Consider the following 20,403-nt stretch of genomic DNA (forward strand, 5'->3'; position numbering starts at 1 on the left):
GCACTACACCCATGGAGAGTATATAAATTCATTTAGAACAATAATTGATGCCCTGCGAGAAAATCCGCTCCACCTGAAGGCCCAGACCATTGCCGTGGCTAGTCTGACCAAGGTCGGGGACGATATCCTTTCTCGATTTGTCGCAACCTGGGCCGCGACATGCCGATTCGGCAACCTGGAAAATGCAACAGCAATTCTTTTGGAGATATTCAACGAGCACGATAATACTTACGATCTATTTGCAGGACTTTCAATTCTATCATTACGGATGGGGGGGGGCCGAAACATCATTGCGAGTGTTCGGCGAATGTCTCACCGCCGAACTGCCCACGCCGGCAGCCCACGGCGAGGTTATCAAGGAATACGATGCGGAACTCTATGATCGGCAGAGCACCCATCTGGACTCGATTGCCGAATTCCAGGCGTTTCTCGGCGACCATCTTGACGGAGGTGGACCGTGGGAGATCATTGACGCCCCCTGTGGCACCGGGTTGGCGGGGCCAATCCTGAAGCCGTGGGCCCGCCGGCTGGTGGGGCTCGATCTCGTTCCGGCCATGGTGTCGCAAGCCGAGCGGCTTGGATGCTACGATGACTTGCTGGTCGGCGACCTGCTGGATATGCTTCCACGCCTCAGGGCCGAAATGGTTGTATGCCATGGCGCCTTGTATTACTTCCGGGACCTTGCCCCCATCGTGGCGGCGGTGGCGGCGTGCCTGTCCCAGGGAGGTTATTTCGCCTTCACCGACTTTCCCGCCCCCGAGGGCGTAATGGCGACCAGGGGCGGCAATGCCCGCTTTTGCCGCAGCCCGTCCCTGGTGCGGGAACTCCTTGAATCAAATGGCTTTGCCGAGGTGGCGTCGGAATTGAGGCTCAGCTTCACGCTTCCCTGTCTCTATTGGATATTTCGCAAGCGGTAAGATGATTTCACGATAATGCCGGCGCCCCAATGAACTGACTCGCCTTGCCGAATCCAGGGACAGGCCATCTCGCCACCGGCCAAGAAAAGGGCCCGGCCGGATGAACCGGTCGGGCCTTCAAGGCACAGCGCAGGCGGGGGAGAGGGAAAACCTCTCCCCGAAATCGGACGCTCAGGCTCCGTTGGGCTGCTGGCGGCGCAGGAAGGCCGGCAGGTCCAGATCCTCGCCCGAATGCGGCGCGGCGGTCTCGCGGCGGGCTTCCATGCGGGGCTGCGGCTGCGGCGCCGGCTCCGGGGCACGGGCCGCCGGCGCCAGGGTCTGACGGCCGCGATTGACCAGACGGTCCAGCAGGCCGCCCCCACGCCGGGGTTCAGGCTGCGGCGAAGCCTGCGGCTGGGAAGCCGCCGACGGAGAGGCATGGTCGTGGGCCGCCTCGCTGATCTCCGACACCGCCTTCTGCAAGGAGGTCATGTCGGATTCCGGCGTTTCGGCATAGCCCCGGCCAGCGGGCTGTCCCAGCCTGGGTTCCTGGCGCGGTTCGGTCCTGAGGGTCGGCTCGTGGCGGAGCTGGGGCTCGGGCTGGCGGATATCCAGTTCCGGTTCGCGAAGGTTCTGCTGGGTCCGCGACACGGCGGCATGGGTCTGATGGGCCGGCGGCATGTGATAGGCCCCCGCCCCCGGAACCGGGGCCGAAACCGGAGCGGGGGCCGGAGCCGCCGCCACCTGGAGCTTGGCCGCCTGGGGCTGGTGCTGGGGGGCGCCGACCGTCTGCGGGCGGAAGGTGGGCTGGACATTGGCCGCGATGGGCGGCTGCGCCGGCCGGACCGGCTGGGCCGGCGCCGGGCTGGCCACGGAAACCATCGAGACCACGGTGGGCTTGGGTTGGGCGACGGTCTCGCCGGCGATGCCGGTCGCCACCACCGACACCCGCATCTTGCCGGTCAGCTGGTCGTCCAGGGCGGAACCGACGATGATGTTGGCGTCGGGATCGACCTCGTCGCGAATGCGGTTGGCGGCCTCGTCCATTTCGAACAGGGTCATGTCCATGCCGCCGGTGATGTTGATCAGGACGCCGCGGGCGCCCTTCATGGAACTGTCGTCCAGCAGCGGGTTGGAAATGGCGGCCTCGGCGGCGTCGATGGCGCGCTTGTCGCCCTCGGCCTCGCCGGTTCCCATCATCGCCTTGCCCATCTCGCTCATCACCGTGCGGATATCGGCGAAATCGAGGTTGATCAGGCCGGGCTTCATCATCAGGTCGGTGACGCCGCGCACGCCGGCATAGAGCACGTCGTCGGCCATCTTGAAGGCGTCGGCGAAGGTGGTGCGCTCGGTGGCGACCCTGAACAGGTTCTGATTGGGGATGATGATCAGGGTATCGACCACCTGTTGCAGTTCCTCGATGGCGGCCTCGGCGGTGCGCATGCGGTGGGCGCCCTCGAAATGGAACGGCTTGGTGACCACGCCGACGGTCAGGATGTTCTGCTCGCGCACGGCGCGGGCGATGACCGGGGCCGCGCCCGAGCCGGTGCCGCCGCCCATGCCGGCGGTGATGAACACCATGTTGGCGCCGCCGATCTGACCCAGAACCTCGTCCAGGCTTTCCTCGGCGGCGGCGCGGCCCACGTCGGGACGGGCGCCGGCGCCCAGGCCCTGGGTCACCTGATTGCCCAGCTGTATCCGCCGTTCGGTGCGGCTTTGCCCCAGCGACTGGGCGTCGGTGTTGGCGACGATGAACTCGACGCCTTCAAGCCGCGACAGAATCATGTTGTTGACGGCGTTGCCGCCGGCACCGCCAACCCCGATCACGGTGATGCGGGGCTTCAGATCCTGATGGGCTCCGGGAAGAAAAGTCAGCATGTCCAGGTCCTCCGCGCTGTGTTCGGCCGATTCTGCGCCGGCCGTCCGTTGAATCAGAAATTCCGTTTAAGCCAGGCCCCCAGCCTGCCCAGGCCGGTTCCACCCTCCGTGCCGGTCCGCCGGCCGCGCGACGGCGCGGGAACGTGGACCATGGCGTAGCGGATCAGGCCGGCACAGGTGGAGAAGGCGGGGCCGCCGGTGGCCTCGGGCAGGCCTTGCAGGCCGACCGGACGACCCAGCCGCACCTGCTTTTCCAGCACCATTCCCGCCAGTTCGCGAACGCCCTGCATCTGGCTGGCGCCGCCGGTCAGCACCACCCGGCGTCCGGCCATCCGGTCGAAGCCGCTTTGTTCCAGGCAGGCGCGCACCATCTCGAAGGTTTCCTCCAGCCGGGGCTGGACGATCTGGATCAGCAAGGAGCGCGGCACCTGATTGGAGGCGCCGTCCTCGTCCTCGCCCACCAGCGGAACCTTCAGAATCTCGCGATCGTCCGACGGGCTGGGAATGGCCGAGCCATACAGGGTCTTCAGGCGCTCGGCATGGGCCAGCGGCGTCGACAGGCATCGGGCGATGTCGCTGGTGACGTGGGCGCCCCCCACCGCGATGACGTCGGTATGAACCAGCTGGCCGCCCAGAAACACGGCGATGGAGGTGGTGCCGCCGCCCATGTCGATGCAGGTGACGCCCAGTTCCTTCTCGTCCTCCACCAGGCAGGCCATGCCGGCGGCATAGGGACTGACCACGCGGGCCTCGATGTCGAGATGGCAGCGGTTGACCACGGTCGACAGATTGCGCACCGGTCCGCTTCCGGCGGAAATGATGTGGATGGTGACCCCCAGGCGGTCGCCGAACATGCCGCGCGGGTCCTTGATGCCTTCGTTGCCGTCGATGGTGTAGTCCACCGGAATGGCGTGAATCAGCTCGCGCTCGTGGCTTTCGTGATGGGCGCGGCCGAGATCGAGCATGCGGCGGATGTCGGCCTCGTTGACCGGATGGCCGTTGGTCGCGACCTCGACCTTGACGTTGGCCGAGGCCGGCTGTCCGCCCGAGACGTTGATGGCGACGGCGCGGATGTGCTCCTTCGACATTTCCTCGGCCGCCTCCACCGAGGCGCGGATCGAGCTTTCCAGATCCTCCATGTCGACCACGGTGCCGTTCTTCATGCCGCGCGCCAGTTGATGGCCGATGCCGACGATACGCGGCGTCCCGTCCTCCTGGACGCGGGCGATGAAGCAGCACACCTTGGTGGTGCCCACGTCGACGGCGGCGATCACTCCGTTGCGCTGGGCCATGTCAGTCCTCCCTTCCATGCTCGGCGGAGGCGGCGCGCCCGGCGGCCTGCTGCGGATCGCTTCTCATGATCAGGCGCTCGGGCACCCGCAGGTCGATCATGGTGATCTGCTTGGAGGACAGGCCCCGGTCGCGCTCCAGACCGGCCAGCCGGCGCCAGGCGGCCTCGGGATCGGTCTCGGGCAGGCGGGCCTCCAGGCCGCGCTCGACATCGTCGAGACGAAGGTTCCAGCGGCGGTTGCCGACGCGGGTGGCGGCCTTGACCCGGGCAGCCAGGGCCGGTTCGGTGGCCAGCATGGCGAAGAGTTCGTCGGCGCGCTGGGGCGCCCCCTCCCCCACCACCAGCGGCAGATCCTCGAAGCCCTCGATGGCGCCGGGAATGCGGTGCCCCTCGCGGTCGACCAGCATGAAACGCCCGCCGTTCTGCCACAGCGCCACCGGCTGGCGCTCGACGATGGACAGGTGCAGAGCGCCGGGCAGGCGGCGTTCGATGGCGGCGGCGCGCACGCTGGGAAGGTTCTCCAGCCGCGCCTTGGCCACGGCGATATCGACGCCCAGGATGGGATCGCCGTGCCGCGTCGCCAGGGCGACGATGATCTGCTCGGTGGGAGTGCGCCGGCGGCCCTCGACGGTGATCTCGGCGACGCGCAGCCCGGCATCGGCCGAAACGGCCAGCAGGGCGGCGCCGGCGTCGCGGGCGACGCGGTGGACCATGCCCGAACGCCACAGCACCGCCCCGCCCACCAGCAGGGCGGTGGCGATCACTCCGGCTCCCGCCAGCCTTTGCAGCGGCGACAGCCACAGGCGCGGCCACCACGTCCGGCGCTTGGCCCGAGGCTTGGGCTTCGTCCTCGCCCTGGCCGGGGCCTGGGTGCGGCCCGTGCCCGGCCGGTCGTCGGCGGTGACGACGATGTCGGTGTCGCTTATCCGTCGCATCGCGCCTCCTCGACCATCCAGCGCACCAATTCCGGAAAGCTAATTCCGGCATGGGCGGCCATCTCCGGCACCAGGGAGGTTGCGGTCATGCCCGGCTGGGTATTGACCTCCAGCATGACCAGGCGAGGCGTCTCGCCCGGCCGGGTGTCGTCGTAGCGCAGGTCGGCCCGGCTGACGCCGCGGCAGCCCAGCACCCGGTGGGCCTCCGCCGCCAGGCGGCAGGCCTCGGCGTAATCGGCGGGCGGCAGCGGCGCCGGCATCAGGTGGCGCGAGCCGCCGGGAGCATACTTGGCCTCGTAGTCGTAGAAGCCGCGTTCCGAGGTGATCTCCAGCACGCCCAGCGCCTTGCCGCCCATCACCGCCACGGTCAGCTCGCGGCCGGGGATGAACTCCTCCACCAGGACGTCTTCCCCGTCGAACGGCCAGGCGGCGATGGGCGAGGGCTGGCCGGCCCTGACGATGAACACCCCGACGCTGGAGCCTTCGTTGATGGGCTTGACCACGAAGGGACGCGGCAGCGGATCGCCGCCGGCGCATTCCGACCGGGTGACGATGCGCCCCCTGGCCACCGGAATTCCGGCCGACTGGAACAGGCTCCGGGCAAAGGCCTTGTCCATGGCCGCCGCCGAGGCCAGCAGGCCGGAATGGGTGTAGGGCACGCCAAGCAGGTTCAGCACGCCCTGGACGCAGCCGTCCTCGCCGAAACGGCCGTGCAGGGCGTTGAACACCACATCGGGCTGGGTCTCGGCCACGGCGCGGACCAGTTCGAGGGGATCGCGGCCGACGTCGACGCGGGTGACCAGGAAACCGGCCTGCTCCAGCGCGGCGGCGGCGGCATGGCCCGAACGCAGGCTGACGTCGCGCTCGGCCGAAGCGCCTCCCATCAAGACCGTGACGCGCTTGGTGGTCATGAGCGTTCCCTCACCCCGATACGGCGGATTTCCCAGTTGAGCTCGACGCCGCTGGTCTCCAGGACGCGGCGGCGGACGTCCTCGCCCAGATCCTCGATGTCGGCGGCGGTGGCGTCGCCCAGGTTGAGCAGGAAGTTGCAGTGCTTTTCCGACACCTGGGCCCCGCCCCGGATCAGCCCCCGGCAGCCGGCGGCATCGATCAGCTTCCAGGCGCTGTGGCCCGGCGGATTGGCGAAGGTGGACCCGCCGGTCCGCGCGCGGACCGGCTGGGCGTTCTCGCGGCCGGCCCTGATCTCGTCCATGCGCGCCGCGATCGCGGCGGTCGGAGCGGGCCGGCCGCGCAGGGTCGCCGACAGGAATATCCAGCTTTCATCCACCGCCGAATGGCGATAGGTGAACCCCAGGTCGGCAAGGTCGAGGATGCGCAGCCGGCCGTCGCGGTCCACCGCCTCGGCCGCGATGGCGACATCCTTCATCTCAGCGCCGAAGGCCCCGGCATTCATGCGCAGCGCGCCGCCGATGGTGCCGGGCACGCCCGACAGGAATTCCAGCCCGCCGATGCCGGCCTCCATGGCCAGCTTGGCGACGGTGATGTCCAGCGCCCCGGCTCCGGCGGTGATGGTGTCGCCGTTGGTCTCGATGGCGGCGAAGGGGCCGGCGAGGCGGATCACCACCCCCGGCACGCCGCCGTCGCGAACCAGCAGGTTCGAGCCGACGCCGATCACCGTCACCGGCACCTGGGGCGGCAACCCCGCCAGGAAGGTCATGAGGTCGTCGAGATCGGCGGGACGGAACAGCACCTCGGCCGGACCGCCGACCCTGAACCAGGTGAACGGCGCCATGGGCGCGTCGAAGCCGATCCGCCCGCGCACCGCGGGCAGATCGTCGCGCCAGTCATGTTCGCGCCGGACGGTCATCATTCGGCGGGCTCCGAAGGGGGGGCGGCGTCGGGCAGGGCGGCCAGTTCGGCCGGCAGGGCGTGGGCCCAGCCGGTGATGTTGCCGGCCCCCAGACAGACCACCATGTCGCCGGGCCGGGCGATGGACCCGACCAGGGCGGCCAGCCGGGCGGGTTCGGGCAGCGCCACCGCGTGGCGGTGGCCATGCTCCTGAAGCCCCTTGACCAGTCCGGCCTTGTCGGCGCCCTTGATGGGGGTCTCGCCGGCGGCATAAACATCGGCGACGATCACCGTGTCGGCGTCGTTGAAGCAGGTGCAGAACTCGGCGAACAGATTGGACAGCCGGGTATAGCGGTGCGGCTGCACCACCGCGATGACCTGGCCGGCGGTGGCGCTGCGCGCCGCCTTCAGCACGGCGGCGATCTCCACCGGATGGTGGCCGTAATCGTCGATGACCGTCACGCCCCTGGCCTCGCCGGTCCTGGTGAAGCGGCGCTTGACACCTGCGAACGAGCCCAGGGCCTTCTTGACCACGTCGTTGGCCAGGCCGAGTTGGATGGCCACCGCCACCGCCGCCAGCGAGTTCTGGACGTTGTGCTCGCCGAACATGGGCAGGAAGACGTCCTCGATGGTGCGGACCTGCTCGGTCACCCGGTCGGTGACCACCACGTCGTAGCGGGCGCCGTCGGTGCCCACCCTGACATTGGCGGCGCGGACCAGCGCCTGGGGACTGAAGCCGTAGGTGACGATCTTGCGGTCGGGCACCTTGGCGATCAGCGCCTGGACTTCCGGGTGGTCGATGCACAGCGCCGCGAAGCCGTAGAACGGCGTGTTCTCGACAAAGGTGTGGAAGGCGTCGCGCAACCGGTCGAAACTGCCGTAATGATCCATGTGCTCGGAGTCGATATTGGTCACCACCACGGCGGTGGAGGGCAGCTTGATGAAGCTGCCGTCACTCTCGTCGGCCTCGACCACCATCCAGTCGGACGCCCCCAGCCGGGCATTGGTGCCGTAGGCGTTGATGATGCCGCCGTTGATGACGGTGGGGTCCATGTGGGCCGCGTCCAGCAGGGCCGCGATCATCGAGGTGGTGGTGGTCTTGCCGTGGGTGCCGCCGATAGCGATGGCGTTCTTCAGGCGCATCAGCTCGGCCAGCATCTCGGCCCGGCGGACCACCGGCACCAGCTTGGAGCGGGCGGCGACCACCTCCGGGTTGTCGGGCCTGACCGCCGACGACACCACCACCACGCGGGCCTCGCCCAGCGCCTCGGCGGCGTGGCCGATGTGAATCCTGATGCCCTTCTTGCGCAGGCGCTCGACGTTGTAGTTGTCGGCGATGTCACTGCCCTGCACCGTGTATCCCAGATTGTGCAGAATCTCGGCGATGCCCGACATGCCGATGCCGCCGATGCCGACGAAGTGGATGGTTCCGATGGAAAGCGGCATGGTGCGCATGGGTCAGTCCCCCGGCATTGGCGTGATGAGGCCGGCGACCAGGTCGGCCAGCCGCTCGGCCGCGTCGGGGCGGCCGGCGCGGGCGGCGCATCCGGCGGTCCGCGCCAGGATTCCGGGCTGGCTGAACAGCGAACCCAGACGGGCGGCCAGCGCCTCGGCGGTAAAGCCGGCCTGGTCCATCAGCCAAGCGCCGCCATTGTTCTCGATGGCGTGGGCGTTGGCGGTCTGATGGTCGTCGATGGCGAAGGGATAGGGCACCAGGATGGCGGGACGGCCCAGGGCGGTCAGTTCGGCGACGGTGGAGGCGCCGGCCCGGGCGATGACCAGATGGGCGGCGGTCAGGCGCTCGGGCACGTCGGCGAAGAAGCTTTGCAAGGTGCAGGCGATGCCGGCGCCCTCGTAGGCCCTGGCGACGCCGTCCAGGTCTTCCGGCCGGCATTGCTGGGCGATGCGGATGCGCAGGCGGAGCGCCGCGGGCAGCTGGGCCAGCGCCGCCGGCACCACCTCGGACAGCACCCGCGCCCCCTGGCTGCCGCCCAGCACCAGCAGTTGGATCGGACCGTCTCCGTCCAGCGGCGGATAGGGGGCGTCGCGCAGCGCCGCGACGGCGGCGCGGACCGGCATGCCGATATGGACCAGCTTGGGAAGCAGGCGGGGGTCCACATGGCTGACCTCGGCGAACGAGGTGGCGATGCGCCCGACCCGGCTGGCCAGCAGCCGGTTGGCGCGGCCCAGAACCGCGTTCTGTTCGTGAATGGCGGTGGGAATGCCGGCCGCCACCGCCGCGACCATGCCGGGAATCGATGCGTAGCCGCCAAAGCCGATGACGGCGGCGGGCCTGATCCGCTTCAGCAGCGAGCGGGCCTGAAGCACGCCCAGACCCAGTTCGGCCACCGCCCGCAGCTTGGACAGCGCCCCCCGCCCGGCGATGCCGCCGGCACGGATGCGGTGAGTTTCCAGCCGCCCCAGGGTGCCGCCATAGGCGGCACCGCGCCGGTCGGTGATCAGCGCCAGCCGATAGCCGCGCTCCAGCAGGATTCCCGCCAGCGCCTCGGCGGGGAAGACGTGGCCGCCGGTGCCACCGGCGGCGAGGGCGATGAGGGGAGGGGGGGAGGAGGTGGTCATGCGTCCTGGCCCTCCCTGCCGTAGCGGGTGCGGGTCAGCGCCAGCACCATGCCCATGCCGAGAGCCAGCGCGATCATGGACGAGCCGCCATAGGAGATGAACGGCAGGGTCATGCCCTTGGCCGGCATCAGCCGCAGGGTCGAGGCCATGTTGACGATGGCCTGAAGGCCGAATTGCACCAGCAGGCCGGCCGAGGCCAGGACCACGAACAGGTTATCCTCCTTCATCACCCGCGAAAAACCGCGCAGCACGATGAAGGCGAACAGGGCCAGCACGAACAGGCACATGACGAGGCCGAATTCCTCGCCGCCTACCGCCAGGATGAAGTCGGTATGGGCGTCGGGCAGCGACAGCTTGACCCGGCCCTCGCCGGGGCCGCGCCCGAACAGGCCGCCGTTGCGCAGGGCGTTCAGCGCCGTCATCACCTGATAGCCGCCGGCCCCCGAGGGGTCGAGAAAGCGGTCGATGCGCGACTGGACGTGCGGAAAGACGTAATAGGCCCCCATCACCGCCACCGGCGTCGCCAGCCCCAGCCCCACCACCCAGACCACCGACAGGCCGGCCAGGAAAAACTGGGTGGCCCAGATGGCCAGCACGATGGCGGTCTGGCCGACATCGGGCTGCGCCAGCAGCAGGCCGACGATCAGCCCCAGCAGGGCGGTGGCGATCAGGCGGCCGGGAAATCCCTCCTCGACGCGGGCGGAGGCGAACATCCAGGCAGCCACCACCGCGAACATGGGCTTGGCGAATTCCGACGGCTGGATGGACAGGCCGGCGATGGTCAGCCAGCGGCGGGCGCCCTTGACCTCGGCCCCCAGGAATGGCACCAGCACCAGCAGGACCACCGAGACCGCCAGCCCCAGCACCGCCATGCGGCGAACCTGCCGGGGGCTCAGCAACGACACGCTCAGCATGATGACGATGGCCGGAACCAGGAACATGAACTGGCGCCGGACGAAGTGGAACGAACTGGGCGCGCCGATGCGCTCGGCCACCGCCGGGCTGGCGGCCATGGTCAGCAGGGCGCCGACGCCCACCAGCAGGAACAGGGCGGCGATGGTCCAGCGGTCCACCGTCCACCACCAGCGGCCAAGCGTCGAGGTATCGGTGCGGCCGAAGGTGACGGTCATGGCATATGCCCCCCGGCGAAGGCCATGACCAGTTCGCGGAAGGCGTCGCCGCGATGCTCGAACGACTTGAACTGATCCCACGAGGCCGAGGCCGGCGACAGCAGCACCACCGCGCCCTCGATGCCGTCCGACACCGCCAGGCTGCGGGCGGCGGCCACCGCCTTGTCCAGGGTGCCGCACCGGGTGAAGCGAACCTTGCCCTCCAGCGTCGCGGCAAAGGATTCCGTGGCCTCGCCGATCAGGAAGGCGTGTTCGATCCGGCTGAAATGGGGCTCCAGCGCCTTGATCCCGCCTTCCTTGGCCTGACCGCCGGCGATCCAGTAGACGTGGTCGTAGCAGACCAGGGCCTTGTCGACCGCGTCGGCGTTGGTGGCCTTGGAATCGTTGATCCAGGCGACGCCGTCGCTGACCGTGACCAGTTCCTGGCGGTGGGCCAGGCCGGGATAGGTGGCCAGCGCCGCCACGATGGCCTTGGCGGGGAAACCCTCGGCGCGGGCCGCCGCGTAGACGGCACAGGCGTTCTGCCAGTTGTGGCGGCCGGGCAGGCGCGGAAGGTCCTTCAGGTCGCAGACCGGCCGGCCATTGTCCAGCAACACCCCGTCGGGGGCGGAAACGCCGTCGTCCAACGCCTGCCTGACCGAGATCCGGACGACCCGCAGGCCCAGCCGCGACAGCTCGGCGGCCATGGACCTGCTGGCGCCGTCGTCGACGCCGATCACCGCCGCCCCGCCCGGCGTGATGAAGTCGAACAGCCGGCGCTTGGCGGCGACGTAGCCGGCCATGCCGCCATGGCGGCCGAGATGGTCGGGGGCGATGTTGAGCAGGATGCCGACGCCCAGCGACAGGCTCTCCACCAGTTCCAGCTGATAGGACGACAGTTCTAGCACGTAGCGGCCGTCGCCCGGCAGGTCGGGCAGGTCGAGCGCGGCGATGCCCAGGTTGCCGCCCGCCGCCACCGGCGCGCCGCATTGGGCCAGCACATGGGCCAGCAAGGTGGTGGTGGTGGACTTGCCGTTGGTGCCGGTCACGCCCAGGAAACGGCTCATGGGCTTGGCGCGGGCCAGCAGTTCCACGTCGCAGACCACGGGAACGCCGGCGGCGCGGGCCTTTTCCGCCACCGGATGGGGCTGGGGATGGGTGTGGGGAATGCCGGGGCTCCACACCACCACGTCGGCCTTGGCCAGATTGATCGCCAGCGGATTGGCGATGGGGATCGCCTCCTCGGCGGCGGCGCGGCGGGCGCCCTCGTCGTCGTCCCAGGCCATGATTCCGGCGCCGCTGGCCAGCAGGGCGCGCGCCGTCGCCGTCCCGGACCTGCCGAGACCCATCACCAGAGCGCGTTTTCCCGCCATGAACGGAACCGGAATCATCTCTTCCCTACCTCAGCTTCAGGGTGGACAGCCCGATCAGGGCCAGGATGGTGGCGATGATCCAGAAGCGGATGACCACGGTGGGCTCGGCCCATCCCTTCTTCTCGAAGTGATGGTGCAGCGGCGCCATGCGGAACACCCTTTTTCCGGTCAGCTTGAACGAGGCCACCTGGACGATGACCGAAACGGTTTCCAGCACGAACAGGCCGCCGACGATGCCCAGCACCAGTTCGTGCTTGATCACCACCGCGATGGCGCCCAGCGCGCCTCCCATGGCGAGCGAGCCGGTGTCGCCCATGAACACCATGGCCGGCGGCGCGTTGAACCACAGGAAGCCCAGCCCGGCCCCCACCAGGGCGCCGCAGAACACCGCCAGCTCGCCCGAGCCGGCGACGTAGTGGATCTGGAGGTAATTGGCGAAAACGGCGTGGCCCACCAGATAGGCGAAGATGGCGAACACCCCCGACGCGATCATCACCGGCACGATCGCCAGGCCGTCCAGGCCGTCGGTCAGGTTGACGGCATTGCCGGCGCCCACCACGATGAACACCGCGAAGGGCACGTAGAACCACGACAGCTGGACCAGCACCGTCTTGAAGAATGGCACCGCCAGGGCGCCGGCCAGGGGGTCCTTCTGCAACGACATCACCCAGATCGCGGCGACCAGGGCGATGGCGACCTCGGCCACCAGCTTGATCCTGCCGGGCAGGCCCTTCGGATTCTTCTTCGACACCTTCAGGTAGTCGTCGAGAAAGCCGATCAGGCCGTAGCCCAGCGTCACCATCATGACGATCCAGACGTATTGCGAGGTCAGGTCGGCCCACAGGAAGGTCGACACCGACAGCGCGATCAGAATCAGGAAACCGCCCATGGTGGGGGTCCCCTTCTTGGTCAGCAGATGGCTTTCCGGACCGTCGGCGCGAATGGGCTGGCCCTGCTTCTGCCACTTGCGCAGCCAGGCGATGATGCCCGGCCCCAGCAGGAACGAGACGACGAGGGCGGTCAGGACCGCGCCGCCGCTGCGGAAGGTCAGGTACTTGAACAGGTTGAAGACCGCGAACTGGTCGGCCAGGGGATAGAGGAGATTGTACAGCATCCGGGTCCTAGCCCCCCTCGGCCAGCGATTGAACGACGCGCCCCATGCGCGACCCCGCCGAGCCCTTGACCATCACCACGTCGCCCGGCCGCAGCGCCCGAACGACCATCGGGGCCAGCGCCTCCGACGATTCGGCGTGGCCGCCCCGGCGGTGCTCGGCCAGGGCGTGGTGAAGGTGGGCCATCAGCGGGCCGGCGGTGAAGACGGCGTCGATGTTCCAGGTCTCGATGGCCTCGGCGAGGGCACGATGCATGTCCGGCCCGCCCCCTCCCAGTTCCAGCATGTCGCCCAGCACGGCGACGCGGCGCGCCCCCTTGGCGGGGCGGGCCGCCGCCAGGGCGGCGATGGCGGCCTTCATGGACACCGGCGAGGCGTTGTAGCTTTCGTCGATCAGTTCGATGCTGCCGCCCATCACCGGGACGACGCGGCGCTGACCGCGCCCCTTGGGAGCGCTCATGCCGGCCAGTGCCTGGGCGGCCAGGATGGCGTCGCCCCCCAGCGCCTCGACCACCAGCAGCACCGCCAGCGAGTTCATGGCCCATTGCCGCCCGGCGATGCCGATACGGTACGACAGCGGCCTGTCGCCCAGCAGGGCGAACACCAAGGTGGCGGCGGGGTCGACGCCGCAATCCAGCAGGCGGGCGTCGGCCTCGATGTGGCTGCCGAAGGTCCGGACCGAAGCGGTTCCGGCGGCGGAGGCCAGCAGTTGGAAATGACGGTTGTCGCGGGGCAGCACGGCGGTTCCGCCCGCATCCAGGCCCGAGAAGATTTCCGCCTTGGCCCGGGCGATCTCCTCGGTGGAGGCGAAGAATTCCATGTGCACCGCCTCGACGGTGGTGATGGCCGCCACATGGGGACGGACCATGGCCACCAGCGGCGCGATCTCGCCGGGATGGTTCATGCCCAGTTCGAACACCGCGAAGCGGACATTCCTCGGCATGCGGGCGAGGCTGAGCGGCACCCCCCAGTGATTGTTGAAGCTGCCGATGCTGGCATGGGTCGGCCCCTGCCCGCCCAGCACCAGGCGCAGCATTTCCTTGGTGCCGGTCTTGCCGACGCTGCCGGTGATGGCGGCGACGCGGGCGCCCGAGCGGGCACGGGACGCGCGCCCCAGGTCCTGCAACGCCGCCATGGTGTCCTTGACCAGCAGCAGCGGCGCGTCCTCGGGCACTCCGGCCGGCAGGCGATGGACCAGAGCCGCCACGGCGCCGGTGGCCAGGGCGGCGGCCACATGGTCGTGACCGTCGTGATTGGGGCCGGCCAGGGCGATGAACAGATCGCCCGGATCGACGGTGCGGCTGTCGATGGACACGCCGGTCGCTTCCCACATGGAGCCCGACGGGGCGGCTCCGGTGGCGGCGGCGGCCTCGGCCGAGGTCCACAGGATGGCGGGGGATGGACTCATGACATCCCCCCGTCGGCCAGCAGCACCGCCGAACGCGCTTCCTCGGCATCGTCGAACGGCAGGACGGCGGACCCGACGATCTGGCCGGTCTCGTGGCCCTTGCCGGCGATCACCAGCACGTCGCCTTTCTGAAGCCCGGCGACGGCGGTGCGGATCGCCTCGCGGCGGTCGCCGATCTCGATGGCGCCGCGGCAGGCGCCCCGGATGGCGGCGCGGATCTGGTCCGGGTCCTCGTTGCGCGGATTGTCGTCGGTGACGATCGTGGCGTCGGCCAGATTGCAGGCGATGGCGCCCATCTCGGGCCGCTTGCCGGGGTCGCGGTCGCCGCCGCAGCCGAACACCGCCACCAGCCGACGGGCGGCATGGGGCTTCAGCGCCGCCAGCACGGTTTCCAGCGCGTCGGGGGTATGGGCGTAATCGACGAAGATGGCAGCGCCGGTGGCGCGTTCGGCCACCTTCTGCAAGCGTCCGGGAACGCCTTCAAGCCGCTCCAGCGCCGCCAGCGCCTTGTCCCGGTCGGCGCCGGTGGCCAAGGCGAGGCCGAGGGCGGCCAGGGCGTTGTCGGCCTGGAAGCGGCCGGCCAGCGGCAGCCCGACCGTGACCGTCTCGCCGGATACCGCCAGGGTCAGGACCTGGCCGGACGAAGCGGGCTTCGCCTCCACCAGCCGCAGCTCGGCGCCCCTGGCGCCATAGCCGATCACCCGGATGCCGCGGGCGCGGCAGGCATCGGCGAAGCGCGGGCCGGACCGGTCGTCCATGTTGATGATCGCGGCGCCGTCGTCCGGCAGCAATTCGGCGAACAGCCGCAGCTTGGCGCCGGCATAGCGCTCCATGTCGCCGTGATAGTCGAGATGGTCGCGGGTCAGGTTGGTGAAGGCGGCGGCCCTGAGGCGAACCCCATCCAGCCGGCACTGGTCGAGGCCGTGGCTGGAGGCCTCCATGCAGGCATGGGTGACGCCGAACGCCGCCAGCCGGGAGAGGGCGTCATGCAGCGCCACCGGGTCGGGAGTGGTGAGGCCGCCCCGGTTGTCCCAGCCGTCGGCGACGATGCCGAGAGTGCCGATGGCGGCGGCCCTGGCGCCGACCGCCGCCATGATCTGGCGGTAGAAGCTGGCGACCGAGGTCTTGCCGTTGGTGCCGGTCACCGCCACCATGGTCGCGGGCTGGCCGGCATGGAACACCGAGGCCATCAGGGCGAAGCGGCGGCGGGGATTGGGATCGGTCAGCAGTTCCACCCCCGGCGGCACCTCGATCCGGCTGCCCTCGCCGGCCAGGATGGCGCACGCGCCGCCAGCCAGGGCGGCGGGCACGAAATCGCGGCCGTCGGCCTTGGACCCCGGTAAGGCGGCGAACAGGAAGCCGGGCGCCACCGCCCGCGAATCGGCGGTCAGACCGGCAATCTCCATGTCATGCGTCACATTGGCCGCCATCAGTTCACTCAACCGCCGCAACGTCCCGGCTCCCCCTGGCTGTGGTGTTGGCGTTGCCCCCGGCCGCCGTGGCCGGACGGCTGCCCGCCGGCTGGATCGACATGGGGGTCCGGGGCATCAGCCCCATCAGCGGCGCCACCTGGGCGATCACCCGGCCCACCACCGGAGCCGCTGTCCAGCCGGCGGTGATGAAGCCGTGGGTCTCCTTGGTGCCCTGGGGCTCGTCCAGCATGATCAGCACCGCGTAACGGGGCGCATCCATGGGAAAGGCGGCGACGAAGGACGACAGCACCGCCTTCTTGCGATAGCCGCCGCCGACCGCCTTTTCGGCGGTGCCGGTCTTGCCCCCCACTTCGTAGCCGGGAACGTCGGCCTTCTTGCCGGTGCCCTCGGTGACCACCTGCCGCATCAGATGGCGCATCTGCTCCGAGGTCTTCGGCTTTATGATGCGCAAGCCGGGGGAGGGCTCGTCGGGAGCGCGGGCCAGCAGGGTCGGCGGGCGGTATTCGCCGCCGTTGACCAGAGTGGCGACGCCGGCCAGCAATTGCAGCGGCGTCACCGACAGGCCGTGCCCGAAGGCGATGGTGATGGTGTTGATCTCGCGCCAGGGCCTGGGTACCAGCGGCGCCCCCACCTCGGGCAATTCGAGGGCGGGCGCCGACAGCATGCCGAGCCGGGCCATGAAGGCGCGCTGGCCGTCGGTGCCGACGTCGAGCGCCATGCGGGCCGAACCGATATTGGACGAATGGATCAGGATTTCCGGAACGGTCATCCAGCGGTTCAGGGCATGGTCGTCATGGATGGTGTGGCTGTTGAACACCAGCGGCCGGGTGGCGTCGAAGCTGGAATTCAGCGTGATCCGCCCGGAATCCAGCGCCATGGCGGTGTTGAACAGCTTGAAGGTGCTGCCCATCTCGTAGGCGCCCTTGGCGGCGCGGTTGAACATGGACGGATCGGTGACCGGCGGCGGGTCGTTGGGATCGAAATCGGGCAGGCTGACCATGGCCAGCAGTTCGCCGGTGCGCACGTCCATCACCATGCCGGTGCCGCCGACCGCCGAGAACTCGCCGACCGCCCGGACCAGTTCCTTGCGCACGATGGTCTGGACCCGGACGTCGATGGACAGCCCCAGCGGCTCGCGGCTTTCCTTCAGGGCGGTGTCGAAGCGCTTTTCGACGCCGGCGATGCCCTTGTTGTCCACATCGGTCATGCCGACCACATGCGACACCAGATTGCCGTGGGGATAGACCCGGCGTTCGCCCTTCTCGAAGCGCAGGCCGGGAATGCCCAGCCCGTTGACGTCGTATTGCTGGCGCGGAGTCAGGTTGCGCTTCAGATAGACGAACGGGCGCGACGACGACAGCTTGTCCAGAAGGTCCTCGGCGTCGAGATCCGGCAGCGCCTCGGCCAGTTGGCCGGCGGCGGTCTCGGCGTTGACGCGGGCGTTGCGCAAATCCTCGGGCCGCGCGTGCAGCGACACGGTCGGCAGCGACGAGGCCAGCAGCACGCCGGTGCGGTCGGTGATGTCGGCGCGCTCCATGGCGAGGCCGTCCGACAGAATCGGCGGCGGCGCCGTCACCTGCTGCGAGGTGCGTTCCAGCACGGCGACGTCGACCATGCGGGCACCGATGACGCCGAACGCCAGCAGGAACACCATCGCGGTGGCGACCAGCCGCGACCGGCCGGTTTCCACCGCCTGCATGCGGACCCCGTCCAGACGCAGCGCGGCGCCGGCCTGGAGATCCTCGCCGGCGTGGAAGCCCGGAACATGGCGCCTGGACGAGAACATGCTCACGGCGCCCCCTCCTCGCGCTCGGCCAGGGCAGGCGAACGGATGATGATGGCGCGGCCGGCGGCACGGGCCGGAACGGGAGTCGCCGCCGGGGCGGGCGGCGGCGGAGACTCGGCCAGGGTGACGGTTCCGGGCTTGGGCTGGGGCGGCTTGGGCGGCGGCTTGGCCTGATCGGCCGGACGCGGCCGGGGCGCGCCCCCCTCCACCAGCTTGACCGGTTGCAGCGGTGGCGACGGCTTGACGGCGCTTCCCGGCTGGGGCGGCCGCGCCGGCGTCGCCGCTGCCAGCATGACCGGAGGCGGCAGGCCGTCCTTCAGCACCTGGTCCAGCGTCGCCACCTGATTGAGCGTCACCGGCCGCATGCCGAGATGCTTTTCCGACAGGGCGCGCAGTCGGGCGGGATCGTTCAGGTAGCTCCACTCCGCGCGAAGGATGTGGATGGTCTCCTGGTTGCGGTGGATTTCATCGGACAGGGTGGCGAGGCGGCGCTCCTGGTCCTTGACCTCGTGCTTGACCACGAACAGGCCGATTCCGATGCAGCCGATCAGACAGGTCCACAGGATGGTGCCGAGAATACCGCGATTCATGACACTCCTCCTTTCATGCCGGCCGGCCAGGGCGCCGCCTCGGTACGGCTGGCGGCCCGCAGCTTGGCCGAACGGGCGCGGGGATTGCGCCGGGTCTCGTCGTCGCCGGCGCGGATGGCGCGGCGGTTCAGCAGGGCAAAGCTGGCCGCCGGTCCAAGGGCCGCCTGCGGCAGATGGCGCGACGGCCGGGCCGCCTCGCCGCTGCGCCCCTTGAAGAATTCCTTCACCACCCGGTCTTCCAGCGAATGGAAGGTGACGACGGCCAGGCGCCCGCCCGGGGCCAGCAGGCGCTCGGCGGCGGCAAGGCCGCGCTCCAGCTCCCCCAACTCGTCATTGACGGCGATGCGCAACGCCTGGAAGGTGCGGGTGGCCGGATCGATGCCGTCGGCGTGCTTGGGCACCACCCGGCGGACCAGGGCGGCCAATTCGGCGGTCCCCTCGAATTTCTTGTCCTTGCGAGCCGCGACGATGGCCCTGGCGACGCGGCGCGACAGCCGTTCCTCGCCATAGCGGTAGATGATGTCGGCCAGATCGGCCTCGTCGGCGGCGTTGACCAGATCGGCGGCGCTGGGACCGGCCTGTTCCATGCGCATGTCCAGTGGACCGTCCTTGGCGAAGGAGAAGCCGCGCCCGGCCTCGTCCAGCTGCATGGACGACACCCCGATATCCAGGGCGACGCCGTCCACCCGGTTGACGCCCCGGACATGCAAAAGCTCGCCCATGTCGCCGAAGCGGCCCTCGATCATGGTGAAGCGCCCGCCACGAGCAGTCTCCAGCGCCCGGCCGCGAGCCACCGCCCCCGGATCGCGATCGACGCCGATCACCCGGCAGGCGGCGGCGTCGAGGATGGCCGCGGAATAGCCGCCAGCGCCGAAGGTCCCGTCCAGGTACAGGCCGCCGTCACGCGGCGCCAGCGCCTCGATCACCTCCGGCAGCAGGACGGAAACGTGGGGAGAAAGCGACATGGCCTACCCTCCCGCCGGAATCTTGGGACGCAGCGGCAAGGTGGGGCGCGACGCCAGGGCGCGGGCGCGAATCTCGGCCTCGACCGCCCTGTAGGCCTCGGGCTGCCAGATCTGGAAGGTCTGCCCCTTGCCGACGAAGGCGACGGCATCGGTGATGCCGGCATGGGCCAGGATATCCTCGGGCAGGCTGATGCGCCCCTCGGGGTCCCAGGGCAGTTGACGGGCATCGGCGAAGATAAGGGCGGACAGGTCCTCCTGCTCGGCGCTGAAGGCGTCCAGCCCCTGGGCGCCGTCGGACAGGCGCTCCATGAAGTCCATGCCGCATCCCTCGACGCAGGCATTGGTGAACGAACGGTAGGCGACGACCCCCTGGAAGGCCTGGGCGGCGAGGGCAGCACGAAAGGTCGCCGGAACCGAGGTGCGGCCCTTCTTGTCGATCCTGTTGACGAATGTGGAAAGGAACAGCGCCACCCCTCGTCCGCCTTCATCCAGATTTGCCCGAACCCCCGCGCCGACACACTACGCCCCTGGCGCCGCTTGCTGGGTACTATTGGGATATCATGGGAAATCATGGGAGTCAATGGAATCGGATAGTAAAACCATGGGATAGGGTGACGATTGGATAATTCCGCACAGTTTTTATTAAAGTACTGGAGGAAACCGCCACAGCCCCTTGATTCTTAAAAAGCTTCCCCAAAAGATCGCAAAAATCGCCATTTTTGTGTTCACGGTATATATCGTGAACATCAGCGGCAGCGACGCCTTGCGGCGAAAATCGGCGATTTGGGATTGCATGGGAATTGCGCCAGACGGCCTGTAAGCCGGGTTCTGTCCCCCTTCCAGGAAGGGTGGACGGCCATTCATCTGGGACGCCCGTTACCGGACGCCTCTCGCGACCGACCCGGGCGGCGACGCGGAAACGCGTTTCGTCCCTCCGAGGAGGAACAGTGCCGCCCCTATTTGGTCTTGCTCCCGGTGGGGTTTACCGTGCCGCCTCCGTTGCCGGAGGCGCGGTGCGCTCTTGCCGCACCCTTTCACCCTTGCCCGCTGCCCGCGAACGGGGAACGGGCGGTTTGCTTTCTGTGGCACTTTCCCTAGGGTCGCCCCCGCCGGACGTTATCCGGCACCGTATTTCCGTGGAGCCCGGACTTTCCTCCCCCCGGATCACTCCGGAAGGCGGCCGTCCAGCCGTCTGGCGCGGGAGGGACTGTGAGCCTCGCGCCGCCCGCCGTCAAGCGG

General features: G+C 69.3%; 17 protein-coding genes and 1 other RNA gene. 1 reads left to right on the plus strand and 17 read right to left on the minus strand.

Going from position 1 to position 20,403, the window contains the following annotated elements; genetic code table 11:
• The first annotated feature begins 296 nt into the window (after positions 1-296).
• Positions 297-917 (plus strand): class I SAM-dependent methyltransferase, encoded by a 621-nt coding sequence (locus MTBSS4_RS12245; RefSeq protein WP_173983690.1) that lies wholly within the window; start codon positions 297-299, stop codon positions 915-917.
• 171 nt (positions 918-1,088) lie between these two features.
• Here MTBSS4_RS12245 and ftsZ read toward each other — a convergent pair whose 3' ends face one another.
• The 17 genes from ftsZ to rnpB all read right to left on the minus strand — a co-directional run bounded on the left by ftsZ (position 1,089) and on the right by rnpB (position 20,360).
• Positions 1,089-2,774, minus strand: a complete 1,686-nt coding sequence (gene ftsZ, locus MTBSS4_RS12250; protein ID WP_173983691.1) for a cell division protein FtsZ — start codon at positions 2,772-2,774, stop codon at positions 1,089-1,091.
• Between the two features lie 53 nt (positions 2,775-2,827).
• A complete protein-coding gene (gene ftsA, locus MTBSS4_RS12255) occupies positions 2,828-4,066 on the minus strand; it encodes a cell division protein FtsA (RefSeq protein ID WP_173983692.1) in 1,239 nt (412 codons plus the stop codon).
• Between the two features lies 1 nt (position 4,067).
• Positions 4,068-5,000: a cell division protein FtsQ/DivIB gene (locus tag MTBSS4_RS12260; protein ID WP_173983693.1), complete on the minus strand. Its 933-nt coding sequence runs from the start codon at positions 4,998-5,000 to the stop codon at positions 4,068-4,070.
• Positions 4,988-5,911: a D-alanine--D-alanine ligase gene (locus MTBSS4_RS12265; RefSeq protein WP_173983694.1), complete on the minus strand. Its 924-nt coding sequence runs from the start codon at positions 5,909-5,911 to the stop codon at positions 4,988-4,990. The genes MTBSS4_RS12260 and MTBSS4_RS12265 overlap by 13 nt, the downstream gene beginning before the upstream one ends.
• Positions 5,908-6,828 (minus strand): UDP-N-acetylmuramate dehydrogenase, encoded by a 921-nt coding sequence (murB, locus tag MTBSS4_RS12270; RefSeq protein WP_173983940.1) that lies wholly within the window; start codon positions 6,826-6,828, stop codon positions 5,908-5,910. The genes MTBSS4_RS12265 and murB overlap by 4 nt, the downstream gene beginning before the upstream one ends.
• Positions 6,828-8,264, minus strand: coding sequence for a UDP-N-acetylmuramate--L-alanine ligase (murC, locus tag MTBSS4_RS12275; protein WP_173983695.1), 1,437 nt, complete (start codon positions 8,262-8,264; stop codon positions 6,828-6,830). The genes murB and murC overlap by 1 nt, the downstream gene beginning before the upstream one ends.
• 3 nt (positions 8,265-8,267) lie before the next feature.
• Positions 8,268-9,389 carry an undecaprenyldiphospho-muramoylpentapeptide beta-N-acetylglucosaminyltransferase gene (murG, locus tag MTBSS4_RS12280; protein ID WP_173983696.1) on the minus strand — a complete coding sequence of 374 codons (1,122 nt, stop codon included), beginning with the start codon at positions 9,387-9,389 and terminating at the stop codon, positions 8,268-8,270.
• Entirely contained in the window at positions 9,386-10,519 is a 1,134-nt protein-coding gene (gene ftsW / locus MTBSS4_RS12285; RefSeq protein WP_173983697.1) for a putative lipid II flippase FtsW, read from the minus strand. Before ftsW ends, murG begins: the two co-directional genes overlap by 4 nt.
• On the minus strand, positions 10,516-11,889 hold the full coding sequence (gene murD, locus MTBSS4_RS12290) for a UDP-N-acetylmuramoyl-L-alanine--D-glutamate ligase (protein ID WP_173983698.1): 1,374 nt from the start codon (positions 11,887-11,889) through the stop codon (positions 10,516-10,518). The genes ftsW and murD overlap by 4 nt, the downstream gene beginning before the upstream one ends.
• Before the next feature lie 7 nt (positions 11,890-11,896).
• Positions 11,897-12,985 (minus strand): phospho-N-acetylmuramoyl-pentapeptide-transferase, encoded by a 1,089-nt coding sequence (gene mraY, locus MTBSS4_RS12295; protein ID WP_173983699.1) that lies wholly within the window; start codon positions 12,983-12,985, stop codon positions 11,897-11,899.
• A 7-nt stretch (positions 12,986-12,992) separates the two neighbouring features.
• Positions 12,993-14,390 (minus strand): UDP-N-acetylmuramoylalanyl-D-glutamyl-2,6-diaminopimelate--D-alanyl-D-alanine ligase, encoded by a 1,398-nt coding sequence (locus MTBSS4_RS12300; protein ID WP_173983700.1) that lies wholly within the window; start codon positions 14,388-14,390, stop codon positions 12,993-12,995.
• Positions 14,387-15,841: a UDP-N-acetylmuramoyl-L-alanyl-D-glutamate--2,6-diaminopimelate ligase gene (locus MTBSS4_RS12305; protein ID WP_254432523.1), complete on the minus strand. Its 1,455-nt coding sequence runs from the start codon at positions 15,839-15,841 to the stop codon at positions 14,387-14,389. The genes MTBSS4_RS12300 and MTBSS4_RS12305 overlap by 4 nt, the downstream gene beginning before the upstream one ends.
• Complete coding sequence (locus MTBSS4_RS12310; protein WP_254432541.1) at positions 15,825-17,609, minus strand: penicillin-binding protein 2; 1,785 nt, start codon at positions 17,607-17,609, stop codon at positions 15,825-15,827. The genes MTBSS4_RS12305 and MTBSS4_RS12310 overlap by 17 nt, the downstream gene beginning before the upstream one ends.
• Positions 17,610-17,611: 2 nt before the next feature.
• On the minus strand, positions 17,612-18,199 hold the full coding sequence (locus tag MTBSS4_RS12315) for an energy transducer TonB (RefSeq protein WP_173983702.1): 588 nt from the start codon (positions 18,197-18,199) through the stop codon (positions 17,612-17,614).
• The gene (gene rsmH / locus MTBSS4_RS12320) at positions 18,196-19,164 is read right to left on the minus strand and encodes a 16S rRNA (cytosine(1402)-N(4))-methyltransferase RsmH (protein WP_173983703.1); all 969 of its coding nucleotides are present in this window, start codon (positions 19,162-19,164) and stop codon (positions 18,196-18,198) included. The genes MTBSS4_RS12315 and rsmH overlap by 4 nt, the downstream gene beginning before the upstream one ends.
• A 3-nt stretch (positions 19,165-19,167) precedes the next feature.
• Positions 19,168-19,635, minus strand: coding sequence for a division/cell wall cluster transcriptional repressor MraZ (mraZ, locus tag MTBSS4_RS12325; RefSeq protein WP_173983704.1), 468 nt, complete (start codon positions 19,633-19,635; stop codon positions 19,168-19,170).
• A 330-nt stretch (positions 19,636-19,965) separates the two neighbouring features.
• Positions 19,966-20,360, minus strand: an RNA gene (rnpB, locus tag MTBSS4_RS12330) — RNase P RNA component class A.
• Positions 20,361-20,403 lie beyond the last annotated feature (43 nt).

This window comes from Magnetospirillum sp. SS-4 (genome assembly GCF_902729425.1).
In the GTDB taxonomy this organism is placed as follows: Bacteria; Pseudomonadota; Alphaproteobacteria; order Rhodospirillales; family Magnetospirillaceae; genus Phaeospirillum.

Bases quoted from the DNA above. Each gene is read 5' to 3' on its own strand.
- ftsZ (WP_173983691.1), bottom strand. From the start codon at position 2,774: ATGCTGACTTTTCTTCCCGGAGCCCATCAGGATCTGAAGCCCCGCATC.
- ftsA (WP_173983692.1), bottom strand. From the start codon at position 4,066: ATGGCCCAGCGCAACGGAGTGATCGCCGCCGTCGACGTGGGCACCACC.
- MTBSS4_RS12260 (WP_173983693.1), bottom strand. From the start codon at position 5,000: ATGCGACGGATAAGCGACACCGACATCGTCGTCACCGCCGACGACCGG.
- MTBSS4_RS12265 (WP_173983694.1), bottom strand. From the start codon at position 5,911: ATGACCACCAAGCGCGTCACGGTCTTGATGGGAGGCGCTTCGGCCGAG.
- murB (WP_173983940.1), bottom strand. From the start codon at position 6,828: ATGACCGTCCGGCGCGAACATGACTGGCGCGACGATCTGCCCGCGGTG.
- murC (WP_173983695.1), bottom strand. From the start codon at position 8,264: ATGCGCACCATGCCGCTTTCCATCGGAACCATCCACTTCGTCGGCATC.
- murG (WP_173983696.1), bottom strand. From the start codon at position 9,389: ATGACCACCTCCTCCCCCCCTCCCCTCATCGCCCTCGCCGCCGGTGGC.
- ftsW (WP_173983697.1), bottom strand. From the start codon at position 10,519: ATGACCGTCACCTTCGGCCGCACCGATACCTCGACGCTTGGCCGCTGG.
- murD (WP_173983698.1), bottom strand. From the start codon at position 11,889: ATGATTCCGGTTCCGTTCATGGCGGGAAAACGCGCTCTGGTGATGGGT.
- mraY (WP_173983699.1), bottom strand. From the start codon at position 12,985: ATGCTGTACAATCTCCTCTATCCCCTGGCCGACCAGTTCGCGGTCTTC.
- MTBSS4_RS12300 (WP_173983700.1), bottom strand. From the start codon at position 14,390: ATGAGTCCATCCCCCGCCATCCTGTGGACCTCGGCCGAGGCCGCCGCC.
- MTBSS4_RS12310 (WP_254432541.1), bottom strand. From the start codon at position 17,609: ATGTTCTCGTCCAGGCGCCATGTTCCGGGCTTCCACGCCGGCGAGGAT.
- MTBSS4_RS12315 (WP_173983702.1), bottom strand. From the start codon at position 18,199: ATGAATCGCGGTATTCTCGGCACCATCCTGTGGACCTGTCTGATCGGC.
- rsmH (WP_173983703.1), bottom strand. From the start codon at position 19,164: ATGTCGCTTTCTCCCCACGTTTCCGTCCTGCTGCCGGAGGTGATCGAG.